The sequence below is a fragment of the Sulfitobacter dubius genome (assembly GCF_900113435.1).
Classification (GTDB): domain Bacteria; phylum Pseudomonadota; class Alphaproteobacteria; order Rhodobacterales; family Rhodobacteraceae; genus Sulfitobacter; species Sulfitobacter dubius.
Window position 1 is genome coordinate 51,324 of sequence record NZ_FOPG01000004.1, and the last position, 23,832, is coordinate 75,155.

A 23,832-nucleotide genomic window follows, 5' to 3' on the forward strand; every position below is an offset into this window, starting at 1 on the left:
TACACCGTTGCCACGCCCTGCTTCTGATAACCGAATTTCTGTTTTGGGCCTTGGCTACGTTGGTCTGCCCCTAGCGCTGGCGCTGGCGCGAAACGAATTTGACGTTGTCGGCTTTGATACCTGCACCGCAACGGTGGGTGCCTTGCGCAAGGGCTGTGACCCGAACGGTGAAGTCTCGGACGACGCTGTTGGCGGAAGCACTGCGACCTACACATATGACGCCGCCGATCTAAAAGGATGTAGCGTTTTCATCATCGCCGTCCCGACACCGATCACCGACGCCAAAGCCCCCGACCTAAACCCGATCCTGAACGCCTGTGCCACCATTGCCCCCTATCTCACGGACGGTGCGGTGGTGATCTTGGAAAGCACCGTCTACCCCGGTGTGACCGAAGAAGTCTGCGGTCCGGCCCTTGCTGCTGGCAGCGGATTGGAAGCGGGACGCCAGATCAAGTTGGCCTATAGCCCAGAACGGGTAAACCCCGGCGATGCCGAACATTCCATGGAGAATGTCGTCAAGATTATCGCCGCGCAGGATGCGGAAACTCTCACCCGTGTCGAGGCGATCTATGCCCCGGTGGTAAAAGCCGGGCTGCACCGCGCGCCCTCCATCGCGACCGCCGAAGCAGCCAAGGTGATCGAGAATACGCAACGCGATCTGAATATTGCGCTGGTAAACGAATTCTCGCTAATTTTCTCTCGGCTTGGCCTTGATACGCTAGAGGTTCTTGAGGCGGCAGGCACCAAGTGGAATTTTCTGCCGTTCCGCCCCGGCCTTGTCGGCGGGCACTGCATTGGGGTCGATCCCTATTACCTGACATACCGGGCCGAGCAGATGGGCTATCACCCGCAGGTCATCCTTGCAGGAAGGCGCATAAACGACCAGATGGGTGCACATGTGGCGCAGACGCTGGTAAAGGCGATGCTGGGCCGCGATATTGGCGTGCGCGGCGCCCGGGTTTTAATCATGGGCTACACCTTCAAGGAAAACTGCGCCGACACCCGCAACACAAAGGTCGCCGATATCGCCTCAGAACTTGCGGCCTATTCTGTCAGCGTTGATGTGCATGATCCGTGGGTCGGGGCAGTGAAACTGCAATCAGAGCACCGCGTAAACGGGATAGAGGCCCCGGAAGTTGGCGTTTATGACGCCGTCATCGTTGCAGTAGGGCACGCGGAATTTGTCGAATTGGGCAGCGACGCCCTGCGAAAATTAGGTAAGCCCGGCGCGGTATTGTTTGACATCAAGGGTATTTTCGGAAAGTCCGGTAGTGACTTGCGGCTTTAAAGGCAGTTGAGATGGATAAACGCGCGGACCAAGAGCCTGCCCAACATCACCGTGAAGACTTGCCGCCGCGCCGGATCATGTTTTACAGCCACGACACTTTTGGGCTGGGCCATCTGCGCCGCTCTCGCACCTTGGCGACCGCGCTGACGCAAAGTGATCCACGCGCCTCGGCGATCATTCTGACAGGTTCCCCGGTGGCCGGGCGTTTCACCTTTCCCGAACGTGTTGATCACATACGCCTGCCCGGCGTGACCAAATTGCCCGATGGCAGCTATGTCAGCCAGTCGCTCGGCACGGGCATCGAAGACACGACATCTCTGCGCGCCGGTTTGATTCAGGCCGCGATCGAACGCTATGAGCCTGACCTGCTGGTGGTGGACAAAGAACCGACAGGGTTTCGGGGCGAACTGCTGCCAACCCTTCAGGGGCTGCGCACGCATGGGCGCACCCGCACCGTTCTTGGCCTACGCGATGTGCTGGACGAGCCTGCGGCACTTGCGGCCGAGTGGGAGCGTAAGGGCGCGTTGCGTGCCGCCGAAGAGCTTTATGATGAAATCTGGGTCTACGGCATGCGCGAGATGTATGATCCGACCCAAGGTTTGCCGCTGTCGCAAGAGGCCCGCGCGCGGATGCATTGGACCGGGTATTTGCGCCGCGAAATCGCGGATGAGGCAGAGGTGCCCGACAACCCTTATGTGCTAATCACACCGGGCGGTGGCGGCGATGGTGCGGCGATGGTGTCGCTTGTGCTTTCGGCTTATGAGCAAGATCCGACGTTGAAGCCGAATGCGGTGCTGGTTTATGGGCCGTTCCTGTCGGGCGATCTGCGCGATCGTTTCGAGGCGCGCGTGGCCAAACTGGGCGGACGGGTCACGGCAACTGGGTTTGACAGACAGATCGAGGCCCTTTTCGTCGGCGCGGAGGGCGTCATCAGCATGGGCGGCTACAACACCTTTTGCGAGGTCCTCTCCTTTGACAAACGCGCCGTAATCGTACCGCGCACGACTCCGCGGTTAGAGCAATGGCTGCGCGCCAGCCGCGCCGAAGAGATGGGTCTGGTTCGCATGCTAGAGGAAACCCGCGACGGGATGACCACGCAGGCAATGATCGACGCCATCCGCAATTTGCCGCAGCAGAAAAAACCGTCAGAGGCCGGAGCCAATGATCTGCTGGGCGGACTTGAAATGGTGGTCGCACGCGCCGACGCGCTGATGAGCAGAAGGGAAACATGATGATCAATCCCCGTCTTGCCGTCGTCGTGAAAGGATGGCCCCGCCTGTCGGAAACTTTCATCGCGCAAGAACTCGTGGCGTTGGAGGAGGCGGGCCTTGATCTAGACATCTGGTCGCTGCGCCACCCGACTGACAAGAAGACCCATGCGCTTCATGCCCGGTTGCAGGCGCCAGTGCGCTATCTGCCTGAGTATCTCCGAGATGAGCCGCGCCGGGTGGCAGAGGCCATGGGTGCCGCGGCGTCCCTGCCCGGTTTCGACGCTGCCGCCGATGCCTATGCCCGCGACGTTTCCCGCGATGACACTGCAAACCGGCGGCGACGCTGGGGGCAGGCCTGCGTCATGGCACATGAGATGACGCAGGATGTCGGGGGCCTCTATGCTCATTTTCTGCACACACCCGCATCCGTGGCGCGTTATGTGTCGATCCTACGTGGCTTGCCGTGGTCTTTTTCGGCTCATGCCAAAGACATCTGGACCTCTCCTGAATGGGAGTTGCGCGAGAAACTGTCGCCGGAGCACCATGGCGCGACATTCGGCGCGACCTGTACCGGTTTCGGAGCAGAGCACCTGCAAAGGTTGGCCGACAACCCGAGCCGCGTCAGCCTTGTGTATCACGGGTTGGACCTTGCCCGTTTTCCTGCCCCGCCAGATCGCGCGATGCGCGGGGATGGCAGCCCACTCAGGTTGATGTCAGTCGGGCGGCTGGTGGAAAAGAAGGGCTTTGATAATCTGATCGATGCGCTTGCGCTGCTGCCGGACAACCTTGATTGGCATTGGACCCATATCGGCGGTGGCACGCTGGATGCGCAGATGCGCGACCGCGCCGCCGACCGGGGAGTCGCAGAACGTATCACCTGGCGAGGCGCGTGCGACCAACTTGAGGTGATTGAAGCGATGCGCGCCAATGACCTGTTCGTTCTTCCGTCTCGGGTGGCCGAGGATGGTGACCGGGATGGTTTGCCGAATGTCCTGATGGAGGCCGCAAGCCAGAAACTCCCCATTCTAAGCACGCCGGTTTCCGCCATTCCAGAGTTCATTGAGGATGGCACCCACGGGTTACTGCGCAGCGACGACCCGATCGTGCTGGCACAGACCATCGCCGCCTTTGCCGCCGACCCTTCCACCGGGCCGCGTCTGGCCGAGGCCGCGCATCGGCGCTTGATCCAAGACTTCACCATGGCGCCCGGCATCGCTCAGCTTGATCACCGTCTGCGGGCCATGCTCGGCCAAACGGCCGAATGACCCTCGCCTTTTATGCGCCGATGAAGCCACCGGACCATCCGGTGCCGTCTGGTGATCGCTCTATGGCACGCGCGCTGATCCGGGCGCTGGAAAGCGCGGGCCATACAGTCATCCTTGCCAGCCGACTGCGCAGCCGCGACGGCAAAGGTGATGCGACGCGACAACAGCAGATCACGGCAGAGGCGGATGCCACCCTACCCGCCCTAATCGCACGCGGTCGTGCCGAGGGTTGGCGCGCGTGGATCACCTACCACACCTATTACAAAGCCCCCGACCTGATCGGCGGGCCGGTGGCGCAGGCGCTTGGCATCCCTTATGTGCTTGTCGAAGCCACCCGCGCGGCCAAGCGGCTTAGCGGGCCGTGGGCGCAGTATGCAACGGCCGCCGAGCGCGCCTGCGATCTGGCGGATGCTATCTTTTATCTGACTGCCCGCGATGCCGAAGCCCTGCTGAAAGGTGCGCCGCCCGCGCAAAAATTGATCCACTTGGCCCCCTTTTTGACAGACGACACCCTGCCTGCCGCACCCTTTGCCTCAGATGGCCCGATGCTGAGCGTGGGCATGATGCGTCATGGCGACAAGCTCGCCTCTTACCGCATCATCGCCGAGGCATTGGCGCTGCTGCCGGATGATACTTGGCGGCTTGAGGTTGCTGGTGATGGCCCCGCGCGGGATGAGGTGAAGGCCCTGATGGCCCCCTTTGGGGAGAAGGTCACCTTCCTTGGCAACCTAAATGCTGCCGATCTCGCTGCTACCTATGCCCGTGCCGAGCTGCTTTTTTGGCCGGGGGTGAACGAAGCCTTTGGATTTGTCTATCTTGAAGCTCAGGCCGCAGGGCTACCGGTTGTGGCACAGGATCGTCCCGGCGTGCGGGAGGTGCTGGCGCGCGGAAATTACCCATCCACCGAAGATGGCCCCGTTGCCCTCGCCGCCAATCTGGCGCGTCTGCTAGATGACCCTGAAACCCGCCGTATTGCAGGGCGTGCCGCGCAAAAACACGTAGCCGATAATCACCTGCTGCCCGCAGCCGTTGCAACCTTGACGCGCGGTCTTGCCAGCGTGGGGGTCACCTGATGCCCCGGTTGGCACTTTTGCGCCACGGGCATACCCCTTGGAACCGGGAGGGGCGAATACAAGGCCGGACAGATGTGCCGCTGGACGACGCGGCGCGCGCGCAATTGCAAGGGTTTTGCCTGCCTGCGCCATGGGACACCGCAAAGGTCTGGTCCAGCCCGCTGGCCCGTGCCTTTGAGACGGCCCAGATTGTCAGTGACCGAAACCCAGTGACTGATCCAGCCCTTATTGAGATGGATTTCGGAGACTGGGAAGGACGCAAGAGCCATGACCTATTTGCAGACACCACGTCCGGCTTTCGTCACATTGAGGATTGGGGCTGGCAGTTTTCCCCGCCGGGGGGCGAACGCCTAACAGACGTAAAAAACCGCCTGAACCGTTGGGCTGAAACACTGACGGAAGACGCGCTTGCGGTCTGCCATATCGGTGTGATGCGTGTCTTGATGGCGCAGGCAACGGGCTGGGATTTCCACGGCTCGGCCCCGTTTCAGATCAAGCGCAATCGGCTCTATATCATACACATTGCAGAGGGCCGCTGGCAGCTTGAAGACGGTTTCACCCGCCTTGTGGAGCGTGGCTTATGAACGTTATGATCGTTGTCACCCATCTGTTAGGAACGGGCCATCTGGCCCGCGCATTGAACCTTGCCCGCGCGTTTCAGGATGCGGGGCATACGGTTACTGTCGTGTCGGGCGGCATGCCGGTCCCTTTGCTGGATCGCGGCGATGTGCCCCTCGTACAACTTCCCGCACTGCGGTCGGATGGCGTGGATTTCTCCCGGCTGTTGGACGCTGATGGCACTCCGGCGGATCCTGCGTTGCTGAATGCCCGCAAGGCCCAGATACTTGACGAATTTGAGCAACTATGCCCCGATGTTCTGATTACCGAGCTCTTCCCCTTCGGTCGCCGCACTCTACGCCACGAATTCTCCGCCTTGCTTGAGGCAGCCGATGCGCGGGCCGACCGCCCGCTTATTTGTGCTTCGGTGCGCGACATCTTGGCACCGCCCTCATCACTGGGAAAAGCTGAAAAGACGCATAGCATTGTGGACCGGTTTTATGATGCGGTTTTGGTTCATGCCGACCCGCAGGTCATGCAGCTTGACGCTTCTTGGCCTGTTTCCGCTGGCCTGCGTTCAAAGCTGCATTACACAGGTTTCATCGCCCCAACCGCCGCGGCGTCGCACAGCGAACAGGTTGGCAAAGATGAGATCATCGTCAGCGCGGGGGGCGGTGACGTTGGCGCGCATATTTTTTCTATGGCTCTGCGGGCTGCCCTGAGCGATGGGCGGGTATGGCGATTGTTGATTGGCGGGGCACAGGCAGACCGGCGCATCGCGCAGTGGCGCGCAGACGCACCTGCCAACATCATCATTGAAGCCGCACGGCCTGATTTTCGATCGCTGCTCCCTCATGCTGCCGCTTCGGTTTCGATGTGCGGATATAACACTGCGATCGACGTATTGCAGGCCGGGTGTAAGTCGGTTTTCATCCCCTTCGATGCAGGGGCAGAGGTTGAGCAGACAATCCGGGCAAACGCGCTGGCTCAATTGCCGGGTATTGAGGTTCTGCCCAGTGCCGACCTGACGCCCGACAGCTTGCTGGACGCACTAAGCCGTCTTGCGCCTTTGCCCGAACGCGCAGGGGTCAGGACCGGTTTCGATGGGGCGGCTGAGACTGTTCGGCGCGTTGCGATGTTGCGGACACAGACAGCGTGACGGTTGACTGGTCCCCTCTGCGAACAGAACTGGCCCGCTATCGCGCGGATGGATTGCGCCTGCCAATCTGGTGGCGGGACGATGATGCAACGGCCCCCACCCCTGCCTTGCACAGGCTGTTGGGGATCAGCGAAGAAATTGGCCTACCCGTACATATTGCCGTGATCCCCAAGACAGCCACGCCCGCGTTGGCTGAGATCGCAAAAGACAGGCACTCCATGATCCCCGTCGTCCATGGTTGGGCGCATGAAAATCTTGCGCCAGAGGGGGCTAAGAAGGCTGAGTTTGGCCACCCGCACCCAGATGCAAGCACCAAAACCCAAGCCGGTTTGGCCCGCATGCGGCAGCTTTTCGGCCCCGATATGTTGGCGATGTTCGTACCCCCGTGGAACCGGATTAGCGCGGAATTGACAGCGGGCCTCGCCGCGCAAGGCTATGTGGCGCTTTCGACCTTCACGTCCCGCCGCGCCCGACGGGTAGCGGGGCTGGTCCAGATCAACACGCATGTTGACCCGATCGCTTGGCGTGCAGGCGGGGGGCTGGTTGCACCGGACGAGGTTATCGCAAAAGCGGTCGTGCTCTTGCAAGACCGGCGCGCGGGGCGGGCGGATGACACTGAACCATTGGGGTTTCTCAGTCACCATCTGGTTCATGACAAAGCGATCTGGGATTTCTCGCGCGGCTTCCTGACCGAGCTGCTGGAAGGCGGCGCAAAACCTTGTGACTTTCTACGACAGCCTATTGACCTGCCTTAGATTTTCATGACTAACGCCTCTTCCCGCACGCTCGGCTAAACAGCTCTGCCCCTAAGCCGGAAAAATCGCTATATACCTCTGACACTCGAATAACGGATGGCCTTGATGGATAAGAGCCTCTTTCAGTTCATCTGGAAAAACTCCAAACGAAACCAGTTTGTGTTGCTGGCCATCACGGTGCTGACGTTTCCGTTGCTTTATATCTCGCTAGAGCTGCCCAAGCGTATCATCAACGATGCGATTGGCGGCACTGGCGCGGATATCGATATCCTTGGGATCACCCTGACCCAAGTGGAATTTCTCTTGGTTCTCTGTGTCGGGTTTCTTCTGTCTGTGCTGGCGAACGGGCTGCTGAAAATGCGGCTCAACACGATGAAAGGTGTCCTATCTGAACGGTTACTGCGGCGGTTCAGGTTTCAGCTTTTATCGCGCATGCTAAAGTTTCCGCGCCCATTTTTCCGCTCGACCAGCCAGGGCGAACTGGTGTCCATGGTAACATCAGAAGCCGAGCCGATGGGTGGCTTGATGGGCGATATGCTCTCGCAACCCGTATTTCAGTTCGGGCAGATGCTTACGATTCTGGTGTTCCTCTTCGCCCAAAGCTTTTGGTTCGGGCTGGTGTCCATCGCTCTCATACCATTGCAAGCCTGGATCATTCCAAGATTGCAGCGTCAAGTCAGCTTGCTCAACAAAGACCGGATTCAAGAAGTGCGCAAACTGGCCGCCGAGATCGGTGAGACGGCAGCAGGTGTCAGCGACATTCGCAGAAATGGTGGCGCGCGCCACAGGATGTCACTGTTTTCCAACCGGCTTGGCTTCTTGTTCAGCATCCGCCTAGAGCTGTACAAAAAGAAGTTTTTCATGAAGTTCCTGAACAACTTCATCAATCAGCTGACGCCATTTTTCTTCTATTCTGTCGGGGGATACCTCGCGATCAGCGGGGAAATCACCGTTGGCGCGCTTGTCGCGGCATTGGCGGCCTACAAAGACCTGTCGTCGCCGTGGAAAGAGCTGCTTACCTACTACAACCAAGCGCAAGATATGTCATTGCGTTGGGAAGTCGTTACCGAAAAATTCGCCCAAGATACGATTGTCGACGAAGCATTGTTCGAAGGCACGCCCGACACCTTACCGGATCTGAATGGCGATATTGAACTGCGCAATGTGACTGTGCTGAATGACAACGGCTTCCCGGTTCTCGAAGACATCAACCTCGTCCTGCCCAAAGGCGCGCGCATTGCCATCAAAGCCAAGAATGAAACCGCCGCATTGGCGCTCGCCGATGTTCTGACGCGTGAGGTTATCCCCTCTCGTGGTGAGGTACGTATCGCCGGGCACGCGCTGAATGAGCTGCATCAGGCCACTATTGCCAACAAGATCGGTTATGCCAGTTCGACCCCCTATATCTTTCAGGGGACGATCGGCGAAAACCTGTTGATGCCTTTCAAAAACAAGCCCGTCGCCGTTGAACCCTTTCTGGATGACATCGCTCTGTGGCAAGCAGAAGCCGCCCTTACAGGCAACAGTACTGACCCGTTCGGCATGGATTGGATAGAGCCCGGCCTTGCGGGTCTGACCTCCTCAAATGAAATCCGCGACTGGTGGTTTCACTTGGTCGAGGCCATGGGCATCGACGATTTCATGGTGCGGCGCGCCCTAAGCTCTTGCGTGGACCCCAACACCCAGTGGGAATTGACAAATGCGATTGTTCGGCTTCGCCCAAAGATCGCCAAACGGCTGGCTGAGGCGGGGCTTAACGATGTCGTAGACGCCTTTGACCCGGCCAAGTTCAGCCCGGTTTCGCCGCTAGGCACCAACCTTCTTTATGCACTGCCGACCCGCATGCTCCCTCAGGAATCGTTGGCACAAGAGGAAAAATTCATCCAGATTTTGCGCGACCATGGTCTTGTCAATGAACTGGCTCAGATTTCGGCTGGGGTTATCGAAGGGCTTACCGCGACCTTTGGAACAGAGGATATGAACCACCCGCTGTTCCGACGGCTTAATCTGTCGGATGAACTGTACCTCCGTCTGGGTGAGATCGCGAAAAAGCGACGAGAAGTCGGCGACGCTGGGCTGCCACCAGAAGATTTTTCCCTCATGCTTACGGTGCCTTTCGCGTTTTCCGCAGAGCAGATCGGCCCCACATTCCGCGATGCTTTGCGGGAACGAATTCTTGATATCCGCAGGGAAAGCGCCGCGCAAATGGTCGCTGAACTTGATGGGCTATTCGAAAAAATCGATCCGAAGAAATACATCCCCGTGATGTCGGTCTTGGGCAATGCAATTTTCGGAAGAATCTCAAGCTTGGCCGGTGCCCGGGAAAAGCAGGTTGAGGACATTGTTGTCGCGGTGCTTGATGAACATGGGCTAAGAGGGCTGGTCGCCCAAAGCATCTTCGATCTACCGACCACCCCAGGCGGCGACAACATCCCCTCCGTGTTCCGCGAGCGCATCTCGTTCAGCCGTGCAGGGATCAAGAAGCCTGACATTCTGATCCTGCAAAACGCCATGGCCAATCATGACAGCGACATGCGGTCCCGAATGCGGGAACGGATCAGTGAGCTACTGCCCGATGCGACCAAAATCTTCATAGAAAAGAAGTTCTCCAATCCGGAATACTATGACCTTTTCGTTGAGATTGAGGATGGCCGCATAGACGGTGTGGCCCGTGATGACGAGAGATTGGACGAAGACGCGCGTAAGGATTTGAACCGCAAGCTACGCGCTGTCGCCCAAGCTGAGCTTTTCCAAGGATTAGACCGCAAGCAGCAACGTCTTCTGGCCTTCAGCGCGCAGTGGTATGAACCAAAGACAGGGCAGGTAATCTTCAGCGCAGAGCAAAAAGCAGACGCCGCCTATCTCTGCGTGTCAGGCTCGGCGGGATTGTATTGGCCCGAAAGCGAGACATCGAATGTTCTGCTATCTGAAATCGTGCCCGGACGGCTGATCGGCGATCTTTCCGTAATCATGAACGAAGACCGCACGATGAATTTGGTCGCTCTCGAAGACAGTAAATTTTTGCGGATTGGCGCGCAGGAGCTGCTGGCAGTGATCGAAAACGATACCGCAGTCGCCACAAGCCTGCTGCGCTCCGTTGCCAGCCACCTGACAGGTGCGGCAGAGAGGTTGCGCGAAACGCGGGTGTTTGCGGTCGAACAAGGGGTGGACCTTGCGGAATTGAATGCGAGAACGATGGAGCGGCGTTAAAATTAGTTTTGTAGATTACTGCGCGGAAGCTGGCAGAGTATGAAGTGAGGCCCATGTGCTGGAGCATGGAAATCCTGTGAGCCAAGCTGTCGCGGCACTTGTTTCTCTTATCACTTCACTACGACGATCCCCCTCTGGTTGCCGCCTTCAAAGCCGCGTAAAAGCAACCGCAAAACCCGGGGGAGCAAAACGTTGCAAAAGATCACATTGCCCGAAAGGCCCGATTGGCGTGCCCATGCGGAGGAGGTTGGCTTTACCTTTGCCGATATGCACGGCGAGCCGTATTGGGACGAAAGTTCGGCCTATGCGCTGTCGCTTGAGCAGGTTGAAAACGACATCGAAGACCCCTCGACCGAGCTTCACGCCATGTGTCGCGAGGCCGTGGCCGAGATCATTGCCAGCGAGGAATTGATGACGCGGCTGGCCATTCCCGACGCGCATCGCGATCTCGTGGCAGAAAGCTGGCGCCGGGGCGATCCAGAAATCTACGGGCGTTTTGATCTGGCCTATGACGGCGCGCGCCCGGCCAAGCTGCTAGAATATAACGCCGACACGCCGACTTCGCTTTACGAGAGCGCCGCCTTTCAATGGCAATGGCTTGAGGATCAGTTGAAGGCAGGCGTTTTGCCGGAAGGGACGGATCAGTTCAACGGCATCCACGAAGCATTGGTCGCCCGTTTTGCCGATGTCTTCGAACCGGACAGCGACCTGCATTTCACCGCTGTGGCAGACAATCCCGAAGACTACGGCACCGTCGAAGCAATGGGCTGGGCCGCGCGCGAGGCGGGCTTGGGCGCGCATTACTGTGACCTCGACAAAATCGCGCTGAGCGATGATGGTCAATTTCTTGACGATCAAGACCGCCGCATCGCCGTGCTGTTCAAGCTCTACCCGTGGGAAGACCTGCTGCGCGATGACTATGCCGCGCATATCCAAGGGTCGGGCTGCCTGTTTCTGGAACCCGCGTGGAAGGCGCTGCTGTCGAATAAGGGCCTCTTGCCCGTTCTGTGGCAGATGTTCGAGGGGCATCCCAATCTGCTGCCCGCCTTTTTTGAGGCAGATGTGGCGGAGGCGCTTTCCGGTCGTGGCCCTGCCGCCCCCGGCTGCGCGGAGGCTTTTGACCGCGTGGCAGCCGATCTAGCGGAAGCGCATGTGCGCAAGCCAATCCTCTCGCGCGAGGGGGCGTCGGTGACGATCCACCAATCGGGTAAGGTGATCGAACAGTCAAAAAACACCGACTACGCCGACCATCCGCGCATTGTCCAAGCCTATGCGCCCCTGCCTGAATTTGACGGTTTCCGCCCCGTGATCGGGTCTTGGATCGTCGGTGAGACCTGCGCCGGCATCGGCATCCGCGAGGACCACTCCCGCATCACGCAGGATTTGTCCCGCTTCAAACCGCACTACATTCTCGCATAACCCATTGCTCCGCAGCCCCTTGGCAGAAAGACAATCACCATGACCAAACGCTCGAAACGGGTTTCCATCGCCATCGTCGGCGCCGCCGCCTTCACGCTTGCTGGCTGTGAGGAGGAAAAGGTCGACGCGGCCGCCTTCCCTGACCTGCAAAGCTGTCTGGCCGATGCCTCAAGCGGCGGGATGTACACCCAGCAACAATGCGAAACCGCCTTTGATGAGGCGCAAACCCTCCATGTGGAATCCGCACCGCGCTACGACAGTCTTGAGGTCTGCGAAGAGCAGCATGGCGCAGGCGCTTGTGGCTCTGAAGAAGCCGCGACCCAAGGCGGTTCAGGCGGGGTCTTCATGCCCCTGCTGGCGGGCTATCTGATCGGCAATATGATGAGCAATCGCGCAGGCATGTCCGCCGCGCAACCGCTTTACAAGACCTCCGATGGCCGCTTCACCAATGCCGCACGCTCCAGCACCTATTCGGCAAATCGCGGCGCGGCCAAGCTCAGCACCTCGCAATTCACCCGGCCCAGCACCACCATCGGCAAAACCCCGATGACCCGCGCCACAGCCGCATCGCGGGGCGGATTTGGCCGCTCAGGCGGGTCGCGCGGCTTTGGGGGCTGAAGGGCGCTAGGTCAGCACATGGTCGTTCGGTGTCATCAGGGGCGGCGGCGCGCGGTCTAGCGCCTCTGCGGCAGAGACTTCGATGATCCGGCACATGGCATCAAGCGGCAGGCCGTTATGCGCATTGCGAAAGGGCAGCTCCAACTCGTTGGTGACCGCCTGAAGGCCGAAAAAGACATAGGCCACAATCGCGGCAAAGATCGGCGCGAACCAATTCGTCGCCTCGATCAGCGCAAAGGGCAACAGCCAGCAATAGAGGTAAGTCGTGCGCCGCACCATCAGTGAATAGACAAAGGGCAAAGGCGTGGTCAGAATACGTTCACACCCGGCCTGCGCGGCGGCAAGGGCGGCCAGCGTTTCTGAGAGCCTCATCTGCCCAAAACCACTCACCCCACCCTGCGCTGCAAGCTGGCTGATCCGTTCTGCCATGGCGCGCAGGGCAGCATCGGCGGGATTGGTCTGGTCCAACATTGCTTTGGCTTGGTCGTCGCCAACCCAGCCGGTGATCTCCGCTTGCACATCGGCACCGCGCAGGAATCCCCGGTGCAAATGTGCAAATCCCACGCCAAGCGATAGGATCTCGGCCCGGTCCTCTCCCCGCCCTACAAAGATTGAAAGATCGCGCCCCAAGGTCCGCAGATCGGCGATCATCGCCCCCCAAAGCTTGCGTGCCTCCCACCAACGGTCATAGGCGGCATTGTTGCGAAAGCCCAAGAAGAGCGACAGCGCAACGCCGAAAATCCCCATCGCCGCGATGGAGACATGGGGCAGTTCAATGAGATGTTGATCCACCAGCAGAACCACGGCGGTCAGCACTGCCACGCCGATGATCCGCCCGATGATATTCGGCACGATTGAACCCTGTAGGACAAAGAACAGCTTCAGCGCGCTTGGATGATCCCTGACAATCATTGGGCGATCCTTTTGCAGTGCAGCGGTTCATGTCGGCTGCAACTTCTGCCCTGAAAAGGAAAAATGCAACAGCGGGATGGCCTGACCCCTCTGCGGTCTATTTGCGCCGCATCACCGCTGCCGCAAGGATCACGATTGCCAGCGACAGCAATGCCACAGCCCAAAACGGATCGTTGCCATGCGGATGCACATGCGCGCCCTCATGCGCCGCAAGCGGGCTGGCAAGAAGGGCGAAGGCTGATATCAATTTTTTCATTTCAGTATCCTTGTACGGTAGGCAATTCTAAAGAGGGTTTAACCAAGCCCCAAAATCTCGCGCGCCTGCTGCGGTGTGGCGACAGGGCGACCAGCCTCGGCGCAGATCTCTGCCGCGCGGGTGACAAGCGCCGCATTCGATGGCGCGAGCGTGTCTCTATCCATACGGATATTATCCTCCAACCCGGTGCGCAAATGCCCACCTGCTGCTGCACACCATGCGTTCAGCTCCGCCTGATGCCGCCCGATCCCTGCAGCGCACCACGGGATATCGCCGAAAAGGCGCTTGACTGTCTGAATGTAGAAATCAAAAACCTCGCGATCCGCTGGCATGGCGTTTTTCACCCCCATGACGAACTGAATATAGGGCCGCGCCGGGATCGCGCCTGCGTCAGACATCGCCTTGGCCTGTAGAATATGGCTCAGATCAAAAACCTCGATCTCGGGCAGGATATTATAGGTTTTCATTTCCGCCGCCAACCAGTCAACAAGCTTTGGCGGGTTCTCGTAAACGCGGTTGGGAAAGTTGTTCGATCCGACAGAAAGCGAGGCCATATCGGGCCGCAGCGGCAGCATCCCGCCCCGGTTCTTGCCCGCGCCAGACCGCCCCCCGGTCGAGAATTGCACGATCATGCCCGGGCAATGTTTGCGCAGCCCCTCTTGCAGCCGCGCGAAACGGTCGGGGTCTGCGGTGGGGGTGCCATCGGCGGTGCGCACATGGGCATGGCAAATCGTCGCCCCCGCCTCGAACGCCGCTTGGGTGCTTTCGATCTGTTCGGTGATGTCGATAGGCACCGCCGGGTTGTCGGCCTTGGTGGGAAGCGACCCGGTGATGGCCACGCAGATGATTGCTGGTTTATCGGTCATGATTGTCCTCGATTATCTGGAATGTACTTAACCAGCGCTGTCGCGCGCCAAAGCGATGACACGCTGAAGTGCCTCATCGGTGTCCCCGTCGCCCGCATTTGTAGGCCAATCATAAAAGCCTTTGCCGCCGCGTTTGCCCAGATGTCCCTGCGCGACGAGACCGGCGAGGGTGGGTGATGGATCATGGCGGTCGCAAAGATCGGGATAAAGGTACTCAGCGATGCTGAGGTGCGTGCCCAATCCATTCAGATCGCGCTGTCGAAATGGCCCAGAAAGCGCCATGCGCACCCCGACCGACCATTGTACAATCTCATCAATCTCGGCGGGGCTGGCCACACCTTCGTCTACCAAGTGTAGACATTCGCGCATAATCGCATGTTGAATACGGTTGGCGACAAAACCCGGCGGCGCATGTTCAAGGCGCACCGGGCGGCGCTCCAACGCGCGCAGCAGGCTCATCACCCGGTCGCACAACCCTTGGGCTGCATCTTTTGCCGCGACAACTTCGACCGCAGGGACCACATCGCCGGGGTTAAAGAAATGCGTGATTACGGCGCGTTCGGGATGGACCATCTGCGCCGACATTTCCTCAAGCGTCAGCCCCGAAGTGTTGGAAAGGATGGGCGCATCCTTGGGCACCGCGCCCTCCAGCGCGACAAGCACTTTCTGCTTCAGGGCAAGCTCCTCCGGCACGCATTCCAACGCAACGTCCGCCTGCCCTGCCCCGTCCAGATCAGCACTTGCCGTCGCCCCGGACACCGCACGTAAAAACGCCTCCCGCGCGGCCCCAGTCGGGTCGACGGCGTGAACCTCCCAACCGTGGGTGGCAAAGAGCCTGCCAATGGATTGGCCCATCGTTCCAGCACCTACGATAATGATGCGTTCGGCCATGTCTCCCCTCCCGGATATCACGGTTTACTTATCACTAGATGGTGGTGATAAGTAAATATCATATCTGAAAAAGGATGCGCTCCGTGACCCAATCCTCCCTTCCGCGCCATGCCGTCGTCACAGGCGGCGCGCATAATATCGGCCTCGGAATCGCGCGCAGGTTGCAAGAGGACGGTTGGCGGGTCTTTGTCCTTGATATCGAAGAGCCTGAGGATGCCACCCTGCGCGCAGATGCGCAGCTCGTTGATCTGTCAGATCCTGTGGCAACCACCGCCGCGCTGGAGCATGTCCTCAAGAATGGCCCGGTAACCTGTCTGACCAACAACGTCGGTATCGTAAAACCCGCGCCTTTCGATGCGGTAGAACTCAGCGATTTCGACCGGATCATGCATCTTAACCTGCGGCCCAGCATCTTGGCAGCAAAGCTTTTGGTGCCCGGAATGCGTACGGCTGGGGGTGGGCGAATTGTGATGAACACCAGCCGCGTTACCAAGGGCAAGATCGACCGGACTCTCTATTCCGCCAGCAAGGGTGCGATCCAATCCATGGCGCGGACATGGGCGCTGGAACTGGCGCGCGACGGGATCACCGTAAACTGCGTGGCCCCCGGCCCCATCGCCACCAGCGCGTTCTGGGAGAACAACCCAAAGGACGCGCCCGAAACCCGTGCCATTGTTGATGCGGTGCCAATGGGCCGCATGGGCACGCCGGAGGATGTGGCGCAGGCAGTTTCCTTCTTTGCCGATCCGCGCAGCAGTTTTATCACCGGTCAGACGGTCTTTGTTTGTGGTGGCACGGCAGTTGGCTAGTTAGCTTTCCGGTTCCACTGCGTCGAGAAGCCTGCGCAAAACTGGGTTGGTCGGATCTTGGAGATAGGCCAAGCCAATCCGGCTGTTCACCGTGGCATCTTTGATCGGCAAAAAGGTAACGCCTGCATCCTTCATCCGCGCAGCGGAAGCGGGTACAAAAGCCACACCAAGACCCGCAGAGACAAAGTTAACAATGGCCGTGAACTGCGGTGCGCGATGCGCCACGCGCGGCGCGAAACCAGCATCAGCGCAGAGTTGATAGGCACAGGCGGCGAAGCCCATGTCGGGGCCAAGGTGGCTGAAAATAAAGCTTTCCTCGCGCAGCGATGCCATAGTGACTGACGGCGCTTCGGCAAGACGGTGGTCAGGCGGCATGGCCAGCAAGATATCCTCGGAATGCACGGTGCGGGTCAGCAGTGTGTCAGGCACACCAGAAAGCGGCAGGCGCACGAAACCCGCATCAAGCCGGCCTGCAACAATCTCAGAAATCTGCAAGTCCATGTCCAACTCGCGCAGGATCAAATCCACATCCGCCGCCCCCGCGCGAAACTCCCGCAGAAGCCGCCCCAGAATGCCCGCGTAGGAAGCCGATCCGACATAAGCCAATTCGATCCGCCCCCGTTGGCCCGTCCGTGCTGCCTCCGCCACGGCCTCGACCCGCTGCGCCTGCTGCAACAGCGCGCGCGCTTCGGGCAAAAGCGCGCGACCGAAGTCGGTCAGCATGACCCGCCTACGGTTGCGGTCAAACAGGAGCGCGCCGCCAAAGACGGTCTCAAGGTGTTTCAGTTGCTGCGTCAGTGCGGGCTGCGCCACGCCAAGATTGGCGGCCGCTTGGCCAAAATGCAGCGTTTCGGCGATGGCGACGAAGACCTCATATTGGCGCAGCGTTGCGCTGAGTTGCTTTTCCATGCGGTCCTCTGAACTGGCATCAGAGGATTTTCACACGCGGCCCGGTGATAAGCAAGTTAGATCACCGGGCGGCGGCACCTAGCCTTCGGCGGCGCGGGCGCGTCTGCGGCGGTCGTGCAGGGTCTCGGCATCGGCCAGATCATCGCTTTCGACCTTGGTGGTTACCTGCCCACTTGGCCGCTGCGCACGCTTGCGGCGGAGCGGCCCGCTGTCATCACTCTCCCTCGGGAGGATCAAACGCTCCACCCGTGTCCTTCGCAGACCGAGGGTTGAGGTCAGATCAAACACCCGCGCCGCGACCCAGTCGGCAGCCTGCGGCTGCACCAACACCTCAAGGCGCGTCACCGGGCGGGATTTCTTGCCCTGCCCGTTCAGCATCAGCAGATCGACCACGCCCTCCATTGCGCGCAACCGATCCACCGCCGCGCCCAGTTCCTCGCCCGTCATATCGTCGATATCGCAGGCGAATTGCACCAGACTGTCCTGCGCGATGCCCTCCGAGGCGGTGTCGAAAACGCTGACCCGCAGGATATTCGGCAGCCCCTTCATCACCCGCATTCCCGCGCCCGACCCGGTGCAGCGCAGCCGCCCCGGTGGACGGCTGGCGATGGGGCTGCCGCCGGTAAGATGGGCAAGGATCGCGGCGCCTGTGGGCGTCACCCGCTCGCCCGGCACGCCGTCGTCATGCCAGTCGTAGCCTTGTAAGATCAGCGCCGTGGCGGGCGCGGGCACCGGCAATTTACCATGCGCCGTCTCGACCAGCCCTCCGCCCAAAGGCAACGCCGCGAGCGAGACAGTTGCCCCCGACAGCGCAGCACAGATGCTGCCTGCTGCGGTCACATCCATCAGCGCGTCCCAATCCGCGATCTCGTGGAAATGCACTCGGTCGATGGGGATGTCATGCACCTGCGCTTCGGCCTCGGCGATCCGGTGGAGGATGGCACAGGCGGCCTGCGCCGTGCCCTCGGACAGCGGCGCGTTTTCCAAAAGTTCGCGCATCGCGCGGTAAGTCGTCTCGGCCCCGTGCCGGCTGCCCGCATCAGGCGCAGTTAACACCAGCTCGAACCCCCGCGATGTGATACCCGAGGCGACATGTTCGCTCAGTTCCGCATGGCCCACCTCGGCCGGAAGCACGGCGGCGACATCGGCCAGTGCGCGTTCGGCCAGTTCGGGGAAAGCATGCAGCATCGCCGCGATGAACATATCCCCCGCCGCCCCGCCAACAGGGTCGAGGTGTAGGTGAAGCCCCTGCCCCCGCATCAATGCCCCTCCGGCCAAGGGTTGCGCAGCAGGCCGTCGTCGAACTGCATCTCTTGCAGGTCACCCACCACCTCAAGCCCTGGACGGTCGCGCAGTTCCGGCAGCATCGCCTCGGAGGCATAGAGATACTCAAGCTTCAGCGTATTCGGGATCCGCAGCAGCCGGACCTTGGTGATATCCTCGGCCCCGCAGGTTTTGACCGCCGTCTGGATCGCGGTGCGGTCGCAGGGCATGACCATGGGGATCTTCGACTGTTTCAACACCTGCGAGGTGATCGCATTGGCATAGACCGCCTCGCGGTCAAAATCCTGCTCCAACCGCTGCGTGATCACATCCGCCCGCGCCGCACCATTGCCGTTGCCGTTGCTGCGCGGCGACAGGCCAAGCGCCACCAGCCGGGAGATATGCAGATGGACCTGCATCTTCTCGCTCGAAAACCGATGGGTGATATTGGGGTCCATCCCGGTGCCGGAGAACTCCTTGCCGATCTCATCCACCACCAGCACGTCCAGATCGCCCGAGGCCGAGGGCGCATCCAGCGGCCCCAGCGGCAGGCGGGGCATGTTGCGCATCGCCTCTTGCAGATAGGGCGCTTCGGCCTCCAGCATCCCATCGCTGTCAAGGGCGACCACCTGCGAGAGTTCGTCATAGGCATTCTCGATCGTGCCGATGCCGAACAGCACCTTGCAACGCTCCAACTTCATCCGCGCCATTTTGGCGACAAAGATGCCGACGTTATCAATGCCGCGCGAATGGCAGGTCTCGGCCCCCGATTGCTTGCCCAAACCGATCGAGAGCATCTTGGCCAGCCCGCTTTCGTTCGGCGCGCGGAAGGAAGTATGCGGTTTGATCCGGTTGAACAGGATGATCCCATCGGCGGCATTGGCGTGGCGGTCCATCCGCACCGACATGCCATTGTCGAGCACGCCGATCTCATCGGTTTCCATCGACGAGCGGATTTCGCAACCGAGGCTCTCTTCGGTCACGCCCAGTTTCGCCAACAGCGCGGTTTGCCCCTCTGCCGTGGCGCCCCCGTGGCTGCCCATGGCGGGCACGACGAAGGGATGCGCCCCGCGCGCGCGGACCTCGGCCACGATGGCTGCCAGCAGTTCCGGCAGGTTCGCCAGCCCCCGGCTGCCTGCGGTGATCGCGATGGACATGCCCGGCTTGATCTTGCCCGCGCAATCGGCCTGCATCTCCTCTGCCACGGCGGCGCGCGGGTCGTCGATGCGGGTCGCGGCAAAGGTCTGACGGCAGAGCGCCATTCGCGGCAGCGGCGTATCCTCGACCAGCTTTACATAGTTCGGTTTCATTTGCGCTCTCCCCTTCGACATCTGTTACCCCGTGACCCCAATCGGCCAAGGCGCGAATTCCTCTTCGCCCACGCCAAGCGCTTCGGATTTGCTCGGCTCGCCCGAGGCAATGGCGAGGATACGCTCGAAGATCGCTTGACCCAATTCCTCTAGGCTCTGCTCGCCGTCGATGACCGTGCCGCAGTTGATGTCCATATCGTCCCGCATCTTGGTAAACATCGGCGTGTTGGAGGCGAGTTTGATCGTCGGCGAGGGGTAGGAGCCAAAGCAAGACCCGCGCCCGGTGGTAAAGCAGATCAGGTTCGCACCCCCCGCGATCTGCCCGGTGGCCGAGACGGGATCGAAGCCGGGCGTATCCATGAAGACCAGCCCCTTTTGCGTCACGGGTTCGGCATAGCGGTAGACCTCCATCAGTCCCGTGCTGCCACTTTTCTTGGCTCCGCCGAGTGATTTTTCCAACACATTCGCCAGACCGCCTGCCTGATTGCCGGGGCTGACGACGCCGTTGATCTGCGTGTCGCGGCCTTTCGTATAGTCCAGCCACCAATCCATGCGTTCGACCAGTTTGCGCCCCACCTCTTCACTGCAGGCGCGGCGGGTCAGCAGGTGTTCGACGCCGAAAATCTCCGGCGTTTCTGACAGGATCGCCGTGCCGCCGTTGCGCACGAGGATATCCGCCGCCGCCCCAAGGCCGGGGTTGGCCGACAGACCCGAGAGCCCGTCCGACCCGCCGCATTGCATCCCGATGGTGATATGTTCCGCCGAACAGGGCTCACGCTGCACGGCATTGGCCTGATCCAGCATTTCGCGCACCGCATCCTTACCCTCGGCAATCGCGCGGGCCGTGCCGCCGACATGCTGCATGGTGATCGTGCGCAGCATCTTGCCCTCGGCCAGCCCTTCCTCCTCAAAGAACTGCGCCAGATTGTTGCGCTCACAGCCCAGCGATAAGACAACGGCCCCGGCCAGATTGGGGTGGCGGATATAGCCCGAGAGCGTGCGGCGCAGCAGGTCCATCGGCTCGCCCGTGAGCTCCATTCCGCAACCGGATTCGTGGATGAAGGGGATCACCCCATCAACATTCTCCCATGCCTCCATCCGCTCTTCGTCGAAGTAATTGGCAATCTTGCGCGCCACGGTAGCCGAGCAATTCACGGTGACGAAAAGTCCGATGTAGTTGCGCGTGCCAACGCGGCCATTCGCGCGGCGGATGCCCATGAACTGCGTGCGCTCTTCGGGGGGCAGCAGGTCGGTCGGGGTATAGTCGCGGGCAAAGGCATAGTCTTTGTCCACCGCATCGAATTTGATGTTATGGCTGTGCAGCCAGTCGCCTGCGGCGATATCCTCTGCCGCGTAGCCGATCACCGTGTCGAATTTCAGGATCGGCGCGCCCTGCTGGATCGGGCGGACCGCGATCTTGTGCCCTTGGGGCGTATCGTGGTTGGCACGCAGCCCGTCTTGCGGCAATACCGCGCCTTGGGGCACCGCCGAGGTCGCCACGACCACGTTATCGGTGGGTGACAGCAGCATCACCTTTGCGCGTCTGTCCTCTTGCATGGTCTGGCTGTCCATCGGATGCTCCCCCCAGGGTGTCGAAAAAAACCACTTCGGTAAGATGTCATTAACTGATATATTAGATTTAATAGCTATGGAAGAGCCCACATGACCTCATCGAACAAACCCGCCGCGCAGAGCGCGCAGACCCTCGCCAAAAGCATTTTGGGCGGCGGGGCCGATCTGGGTCTGTTCGAGGGTGGGCCAACCGGGCGCGGGGTTTACGCCACGCTGCGCGATCAGATCGTAAGGCTCGACCTGCCGCCCGGCACGCCGCTTTTGCGTGCCGAATTGGCCGAAACCCATGGGGTGAGCCTGACGCCGCTACGCGATGCACTGCAGCAGCTCGCCAAGGAGGGACTGGTCAAGATCTACCCGCAATCGCGCACTTTGGTGACGCCAATCGACATGTCGGCCATCCGCGAGGCGCAGTTCATGCGCATCGCGCTTGAGACCGAAGTCGTGCGCCGTTTGGCCGCCGAAATCGCGCCCGAAGCCCTGACCCGACTGCGCAGCATCGTCGCCTTGCAAAGCAGCATCTCGGACCAGCCCGGCGATGTGCCGACCTTTCAGGAGTTGGACGAGGTGTTTCACCAGACCCTCTTTGTGGCGGCGGGCCATGTGCAAAGCCAGCGCATCATGCGCAGCCACGCAGGCCATCTGGAACGCCTGCGCCGCCTGCATCTGGATGACATCGATGAGGCGGGGCGCATCCTGAACAACAAGGACGTGATCGGCGGCCACAGCCGGATCCTTTATGGGATCGAAGCGGGCGATGCCCCTGCCGCGATGGAGGCGCTGCGCCAACACCTGCAACGCACCGTCGACCGCATGACCGAGAAGCGGGCGGCTTTTCCGGAGTATTTCACCCCGGAAAAGCCCTGATTCAGCGGTTGTTGGCCTTGCGCCATTCCGCGAATTTATCGAGGTTCTCTTGCTTGGTGCCCGGATAAAGCCCGATGATCCCCGCGCCGCCTTTAACTTGTTCCACGACGAAATCCTCATAGGCCGTCATCTCTACCGCCTCATCCGCGACCTCTTCGGCGATATCGGCAGGGATGATGATCACGCAGTCGTCGTCGCCCACCACGATATCGCCGGGAAAGACCGGCGCATCGCCGCAGCCGACGGGGCAGTTGATCTCAATCGCCTCATGCAGGGTCAGGTTCGTGGGGCTTGAGGGCCGTGCGTGGTAGGCGGGCATCTCAAGCGCGCCGATGGTCGCGGCATCACGCAGCCCGCCATCTGTCACCACCCCCGCCGCGCCGCGCATCATCAGCCGGGTGATGAGGATATCCCCGGCACTGGCGGCACGCGCATCTTTGCGGCTGTCCATCACCAGCACATGGCCCTCGGGGCAGGTCTCAATCGCGACGCGCTGCGGGTGTTCGGGATTGCGGAACTCGACCAGCTGATTGCGATCCTCACGGGCGGGCATATAGCGCAGCGTGAACGCCGGGCCGACCATATTATGCCCCTTTGCCGCGACCGGGCCGACCCCCTGCACCACCTGATTGCGCAGCCCGCGCTTGTACAGCGCCGTCGCCAATGTCGCGACCGAGACCGCCTTGAGTTTCTCGCGTAGTTCGGGGCTCATGCCGCCTCTCCCTTCAGTTGATTGTCTTTCACGAATTGATCCAGCAACGCCTGCTGCTGCTCCGTCAGCGGCCATGCGGAGGGCGGGCGCGTGGGGCCGCAATCCAGTCCGATGGCCATGAGTGCGGCTTTGACACCGGTGACATTGGTGCCGTTATGCTCTTCCGCGCGGATGTCCTCAAAGGCGCGCATGCCCGCGATGAGGCGGTTCGCCTCGGCGTAGTCGCCCGCGTCGAGTGCCGCGTGAATGGCGACCGACCGCTCGGGCCAGACGTTAATGAGCCCCGAGGTGAAGCCCCGCGCCCCCACCGCATAGAGCGGCGGTGCCCAGACCTCGGCCAGCCCGCCGACCCAGACGATATCATCTGGCGCCGCCTCAATCGCGCGGGCAAGGTTCAAGGGGTTCGGCGTGGCCCATTTGACGCCCTTCACCCCTTCGACTTCGCACAGCCGCGCAATGCCCTCGGGCCCCATCGCATCATTGCGCAGGTACAGCATCACCGGCAGCCCGCCCGACGCATCGCGCACCGCGCGCACATAGTCGACCGTGCCACGGGGGGAGACGAAGGGATCGGGCGGTTGGTGGATCATCAGCGCATCCGCCCCTGCCTCGGCGCTTGCCTTGGCCAGCGCGCAGGCATCGCGAATGCCGCGCCCGACACCCGCAAGCAGCGGCGCGCGCCCGTCGACCATCTGCGCCACCGCGCGCACCATGGTGCAGGCTTCATCATTGGTCAGCGCGTAATATTCGCCAGTGTTGCCGTTCACAACCGGGATATGCACACCAGCGGCAAGCGCGCGGTCGATAATCGGGGCCAGTTTGCGCGGCGCAATCTCTCCAGTATCGTCGTAGGGCGTCACCAGAATGCCCGAAATGCCGGTAAGCGCTTTCGATAGATCATGTGTCATT

General features: G+C 60.8%; 22 protein-coding genes. 12 read left to right on the plus strand and 10 right to left on the minus strand.

All coding sequences use genetic code 11. The features are described from left to right. Positions 1–7 precede the first annotated feature (7 nt). The 10 genes from BM229_RS16140 (at position 8) to BM229_RS16185 (ending at position 12,556) form a co-directional block, all read left to right on the plus strand. Entirely contained in the window at positions 8–1,288 is a 1,281-nt protein-coding gene (locus BM229_RS16140; protein ID WP_093928679.1) for a nucleotide sugar dehydrogenase, read from the plus strand. An 11-nt stretch (positions 1,289–1,299) separates the two neighbouring features. Further along, a complete protein-coding gene (locus BM229_RS16145; protein ID WP_093928680.1) occupies positions 1,300–2,520 on the plus strand; it encodes a glycosyltransferase family protein in 1,221 nt (406 codons plus the stop codon). Then, the gene (locus BM229_RS16150; protein ID WP_093928681.1) at positions 2,520–3,764 is read left to right on the plus strand and encodes a glycosyltransferase family 4 protein; all 1,245 of its coding nucleotides are present in this window, start codon (positions 2,520–2,522) and stop codon (positions 3,762–3,764) included. Before BM229_RS16145 ends, BM229_RS16150 begins: the two co-directional genes overlap by 1 nt. After that, a complete protein-coding gene (locus tag BM229_RS16155; protein ID WP_244152242.1) occupies positions 3,761–4,837 on the plus strand; it encodes a glycosyltransferase family 4 protein in 1,077 nt (358 codons plus the stop codon). The genes BM229_RS16150 and BM229_RS16155 overlap by 4 nt, the downstream gene beginning before the upstream one ends. Then, entirely contained in the window at positions 4,837–5,421 is a 585-nt protein-coding gene (locus BM229_RS16160) for a histidine phosphatase family protein (RefSeq protein ID WP_093928682.1), read from the plus strand. Before BM229_RS16155 ends, BM229_RS16160 begins: the two co-directional genes overlap by 1 nt. Next, complete coding sequence (locus BM229_RS16165; protein WP_093928683.1) at positions 5,418–6,554, plus strand: glycosyltransferase family protein; 1,137 nt, start codon at positions 5,418–5,420, stop codon at positions 6,552–6,554. Before BM229_RS16160 ends, BM229_RS16165 begins: the two co-directional genes overlap by 4 nt. Further along, on the plus strand, positions 6,551–7,309 hold the full coding sequence (locus tag BM229_RS16170; protein WP_093928684.1) for a polysaccharide deacetylase family protein: 759 nt from the start codon (positions 6,551–6,553) through the stop codon (positions 7,307–7,309). The genes BM229_RS16165 and BM229_RS16170 overlap by 4 nt, the downstream gene beginning before the upstream one ends. A gap of 105 nt (positions 7,310–7,414) precedes the next feature. Further along, entirely contained in the window at positions 7,415–10,519 is a 3,105-nt protein-coding gene (locus BM229_RS16175; protein ID WP_093928685.1) for an ABC transporter transmembrane domain-containing protein, read from the plus strand. Positions 10,520–10,711: 192 nt separating this feature from the next. Then, on the plus strand, positions 10,712–11,938 hold the full coding sequence (locus tag BM229_RS16180; RefSeq protein WP_093928686.1) for a glutathionylspermidine synthase family protein: 1,227 nt from the start codon (positions 10,712–10,714) through the stop codon (positions 11,936–11,938). 39 nt (positions 11,939–11,977) lie between these two features. Next, positions 11,978–12,556, plus strand: coding sequence for a DUF1190 domain-containing protein (locus BM229_RS16185; protein ID WP_093928687.1), 579 nt, complete (start codon positions 11,978–11,980; stop codon positions 12,554–12,556). 6 nt (positions 12,557–12,562) lie between these two features. On the opposite strand, the gene BM229_RS16190 is transcribed toward BM229_RS16185, so the two are convergent. The 4 genes from BM229_RS16190 to BM229_RS16205 form a co-directional block, all read right to left on the minus strand. Then, entirely contained in the window at positions 12,563–13,468 is a 906-nt protein-coding gene (locus BM229_RS16190; protein ID WP_093928688.1) for a bestrophin family protein, read from the minus strand. Positions 13,469–13,565: 97 nt separating this feature from the next. Next, on the minus strand, positions 13,566–13,724 hold the full coding sequence (locus BM229_RS16195) for a peptidase M23 (RefSeq protein WP_093928689.1): 159 nt from the start codon (positions 13,722–13,724) through the stop codon (positions 13,566–13,568). Positions 13,725–13,762: 38 nt separating this feature from the next. After that, the gene (locus BM229_RS16200; protein ID WP_093928690.1) at positions 13,763–14,590 is read right to left on the minus strand and encodes a 3-oxoadipate:acetyl-CoA acetyltransferase; all 828 of its coding nucleotides are present in this window, start codon (positions 14,588–14,590) and stop codon (positions 13,763–13,765) included. Positions 14,591–14,617: 27 nt separating this feature from the next. After that, positions 14,618–15,481 (minus strand): 3-hydroxyacyl-CoA dehydrogenase NAD-binding domain-containing protein, encoded by an 864-nt coding sequence (locus BM229_RS16205; protein ID WP_093928691.1) that lies wholly within the window; start codon positions 15,479–15,481, stop codon positions 14,618–14,620. Positions 15,482–15,555: 74 nt separating this feature from the next. Between BM229_RS16205 and BM229_RS16210 the strand changes: the two genes are divergently transcribed. Then, entirely contained in the window at positions 15,556–16,290 is a 735-nt protein-coding gene (locus BM229_RS16210) for an SDR family NAD(P)-dependent oxidoreductase (protein ID WP_167360281.1), read from the plus strand. Here the strand turns inward: BM229_RS16210 and BM229_RS16215 are convergent, their stop codons facing one another. The 4 genes from BM229_RS16215 to BM229_RS16230 all read right to left on the minus strand — a co-directional run bounded on the left by BM229_RS16215 (position 16,291) and on the right by BM229_RS16230 (position 21,344). Continuing rightward, on the minus strand, positions 16,291–17,199 hold the full coding sequence (locus BM229_RS16215; RefSeq protein WP_093928693.1) for a LysR substrate-binding domain-containing protein: 909 nt from the start codon (positions 17,197–17,199) through the stop codon (positions 16,291–16,293). It abuts the gene before it with no gap. Positions 17,200–17,277: 78 nt separating this feature from the next. Further along, positions 17,278–18,459 (minus strand): nickel pincer cofactor biosynthesis protein LarC, encoded by a 1,182-nt coding sequence (larC, locus tag BM229_RS16220; RefSeq protein WP_093928694.1) that lies wholly within the window; start codon positions 18,457–18,459, stop codon positions 17,278–17,280. Beyond that, entirely contained in the window at positions 18,459–19,772 is a 1,314-nt protein-coding gene (locus BM229_RS16225) for a nickel pincer cofactor-dependent isomerase, group 22 (RefSeq protein WP_244152243.1), read from the minus strand. The genes larC and BM229_RS16225 overlap by 1 nt, the downstream gene beginning before the upstream one ends. Before the next feature lie 24 nt (positions 19,773–19,796). Further along, the gene (locus BM229_RS16230) at positions 19,797–21,344 is read right to left on the minus strand and encodes a UxaA family hydrolase (protein ID WP_244152245.1); all 1,548 of its coding nucleotides are present in this window, start codon (positions 21,342–21,344) and stop codon (positions 19,797–19,799) included. 90 nt (positions 21,345–21,434) lie between these two features. Between BM229_RS16230 and BM229_RS16235 the strand changes: the two genes are divergently transcribed. Further along, positions 21,435–22,211 carry a GntR family transcriptional regulator gene (locus BM229_RS16235; protein WP_093928696.1) on the plus strand — a complete coding sequence of 259 codons (777 nt, stop codon included), beginning with the start codon at positions 21,435–21,437 and terminating at the stop codon, positions 22,209–22,211. 1 nt (position 22,212) lies between these two features. Here the strand turns inward: BM229_RS16235 and BM229_RS16240 are convergent, their stop codons facing one another. Beyond that, positions 22,213–22,923 carry a ribonuclease activity regulator RraA gene (locus BM229_RS16240; protein ID WP_093928697.1) on the minus strand — a complete coding sequence of 237 codons (711 nt, stop codon included), beginning with the start codon at positions 22,921–22,923 and terminating at the stop codon, positions 22,213–22,215. Next, positions 22,920–23,831: a dihydrodipicolinate synthase family protein gene (locus BM229_RS16245; protein ID WP_093928698.1), complete on the minus strand. Its 912-nt coding sequence runs from the start codon at positions 23,829–23,831 to the stop codon at positions 22,920–22,922. The genes BM229_RS16240 and BM229_RS16245 overlap by 4 nt, the downstream gene beginning before the upstream one ends. Position 23,832: the final 1 nt, after the last annotated feature.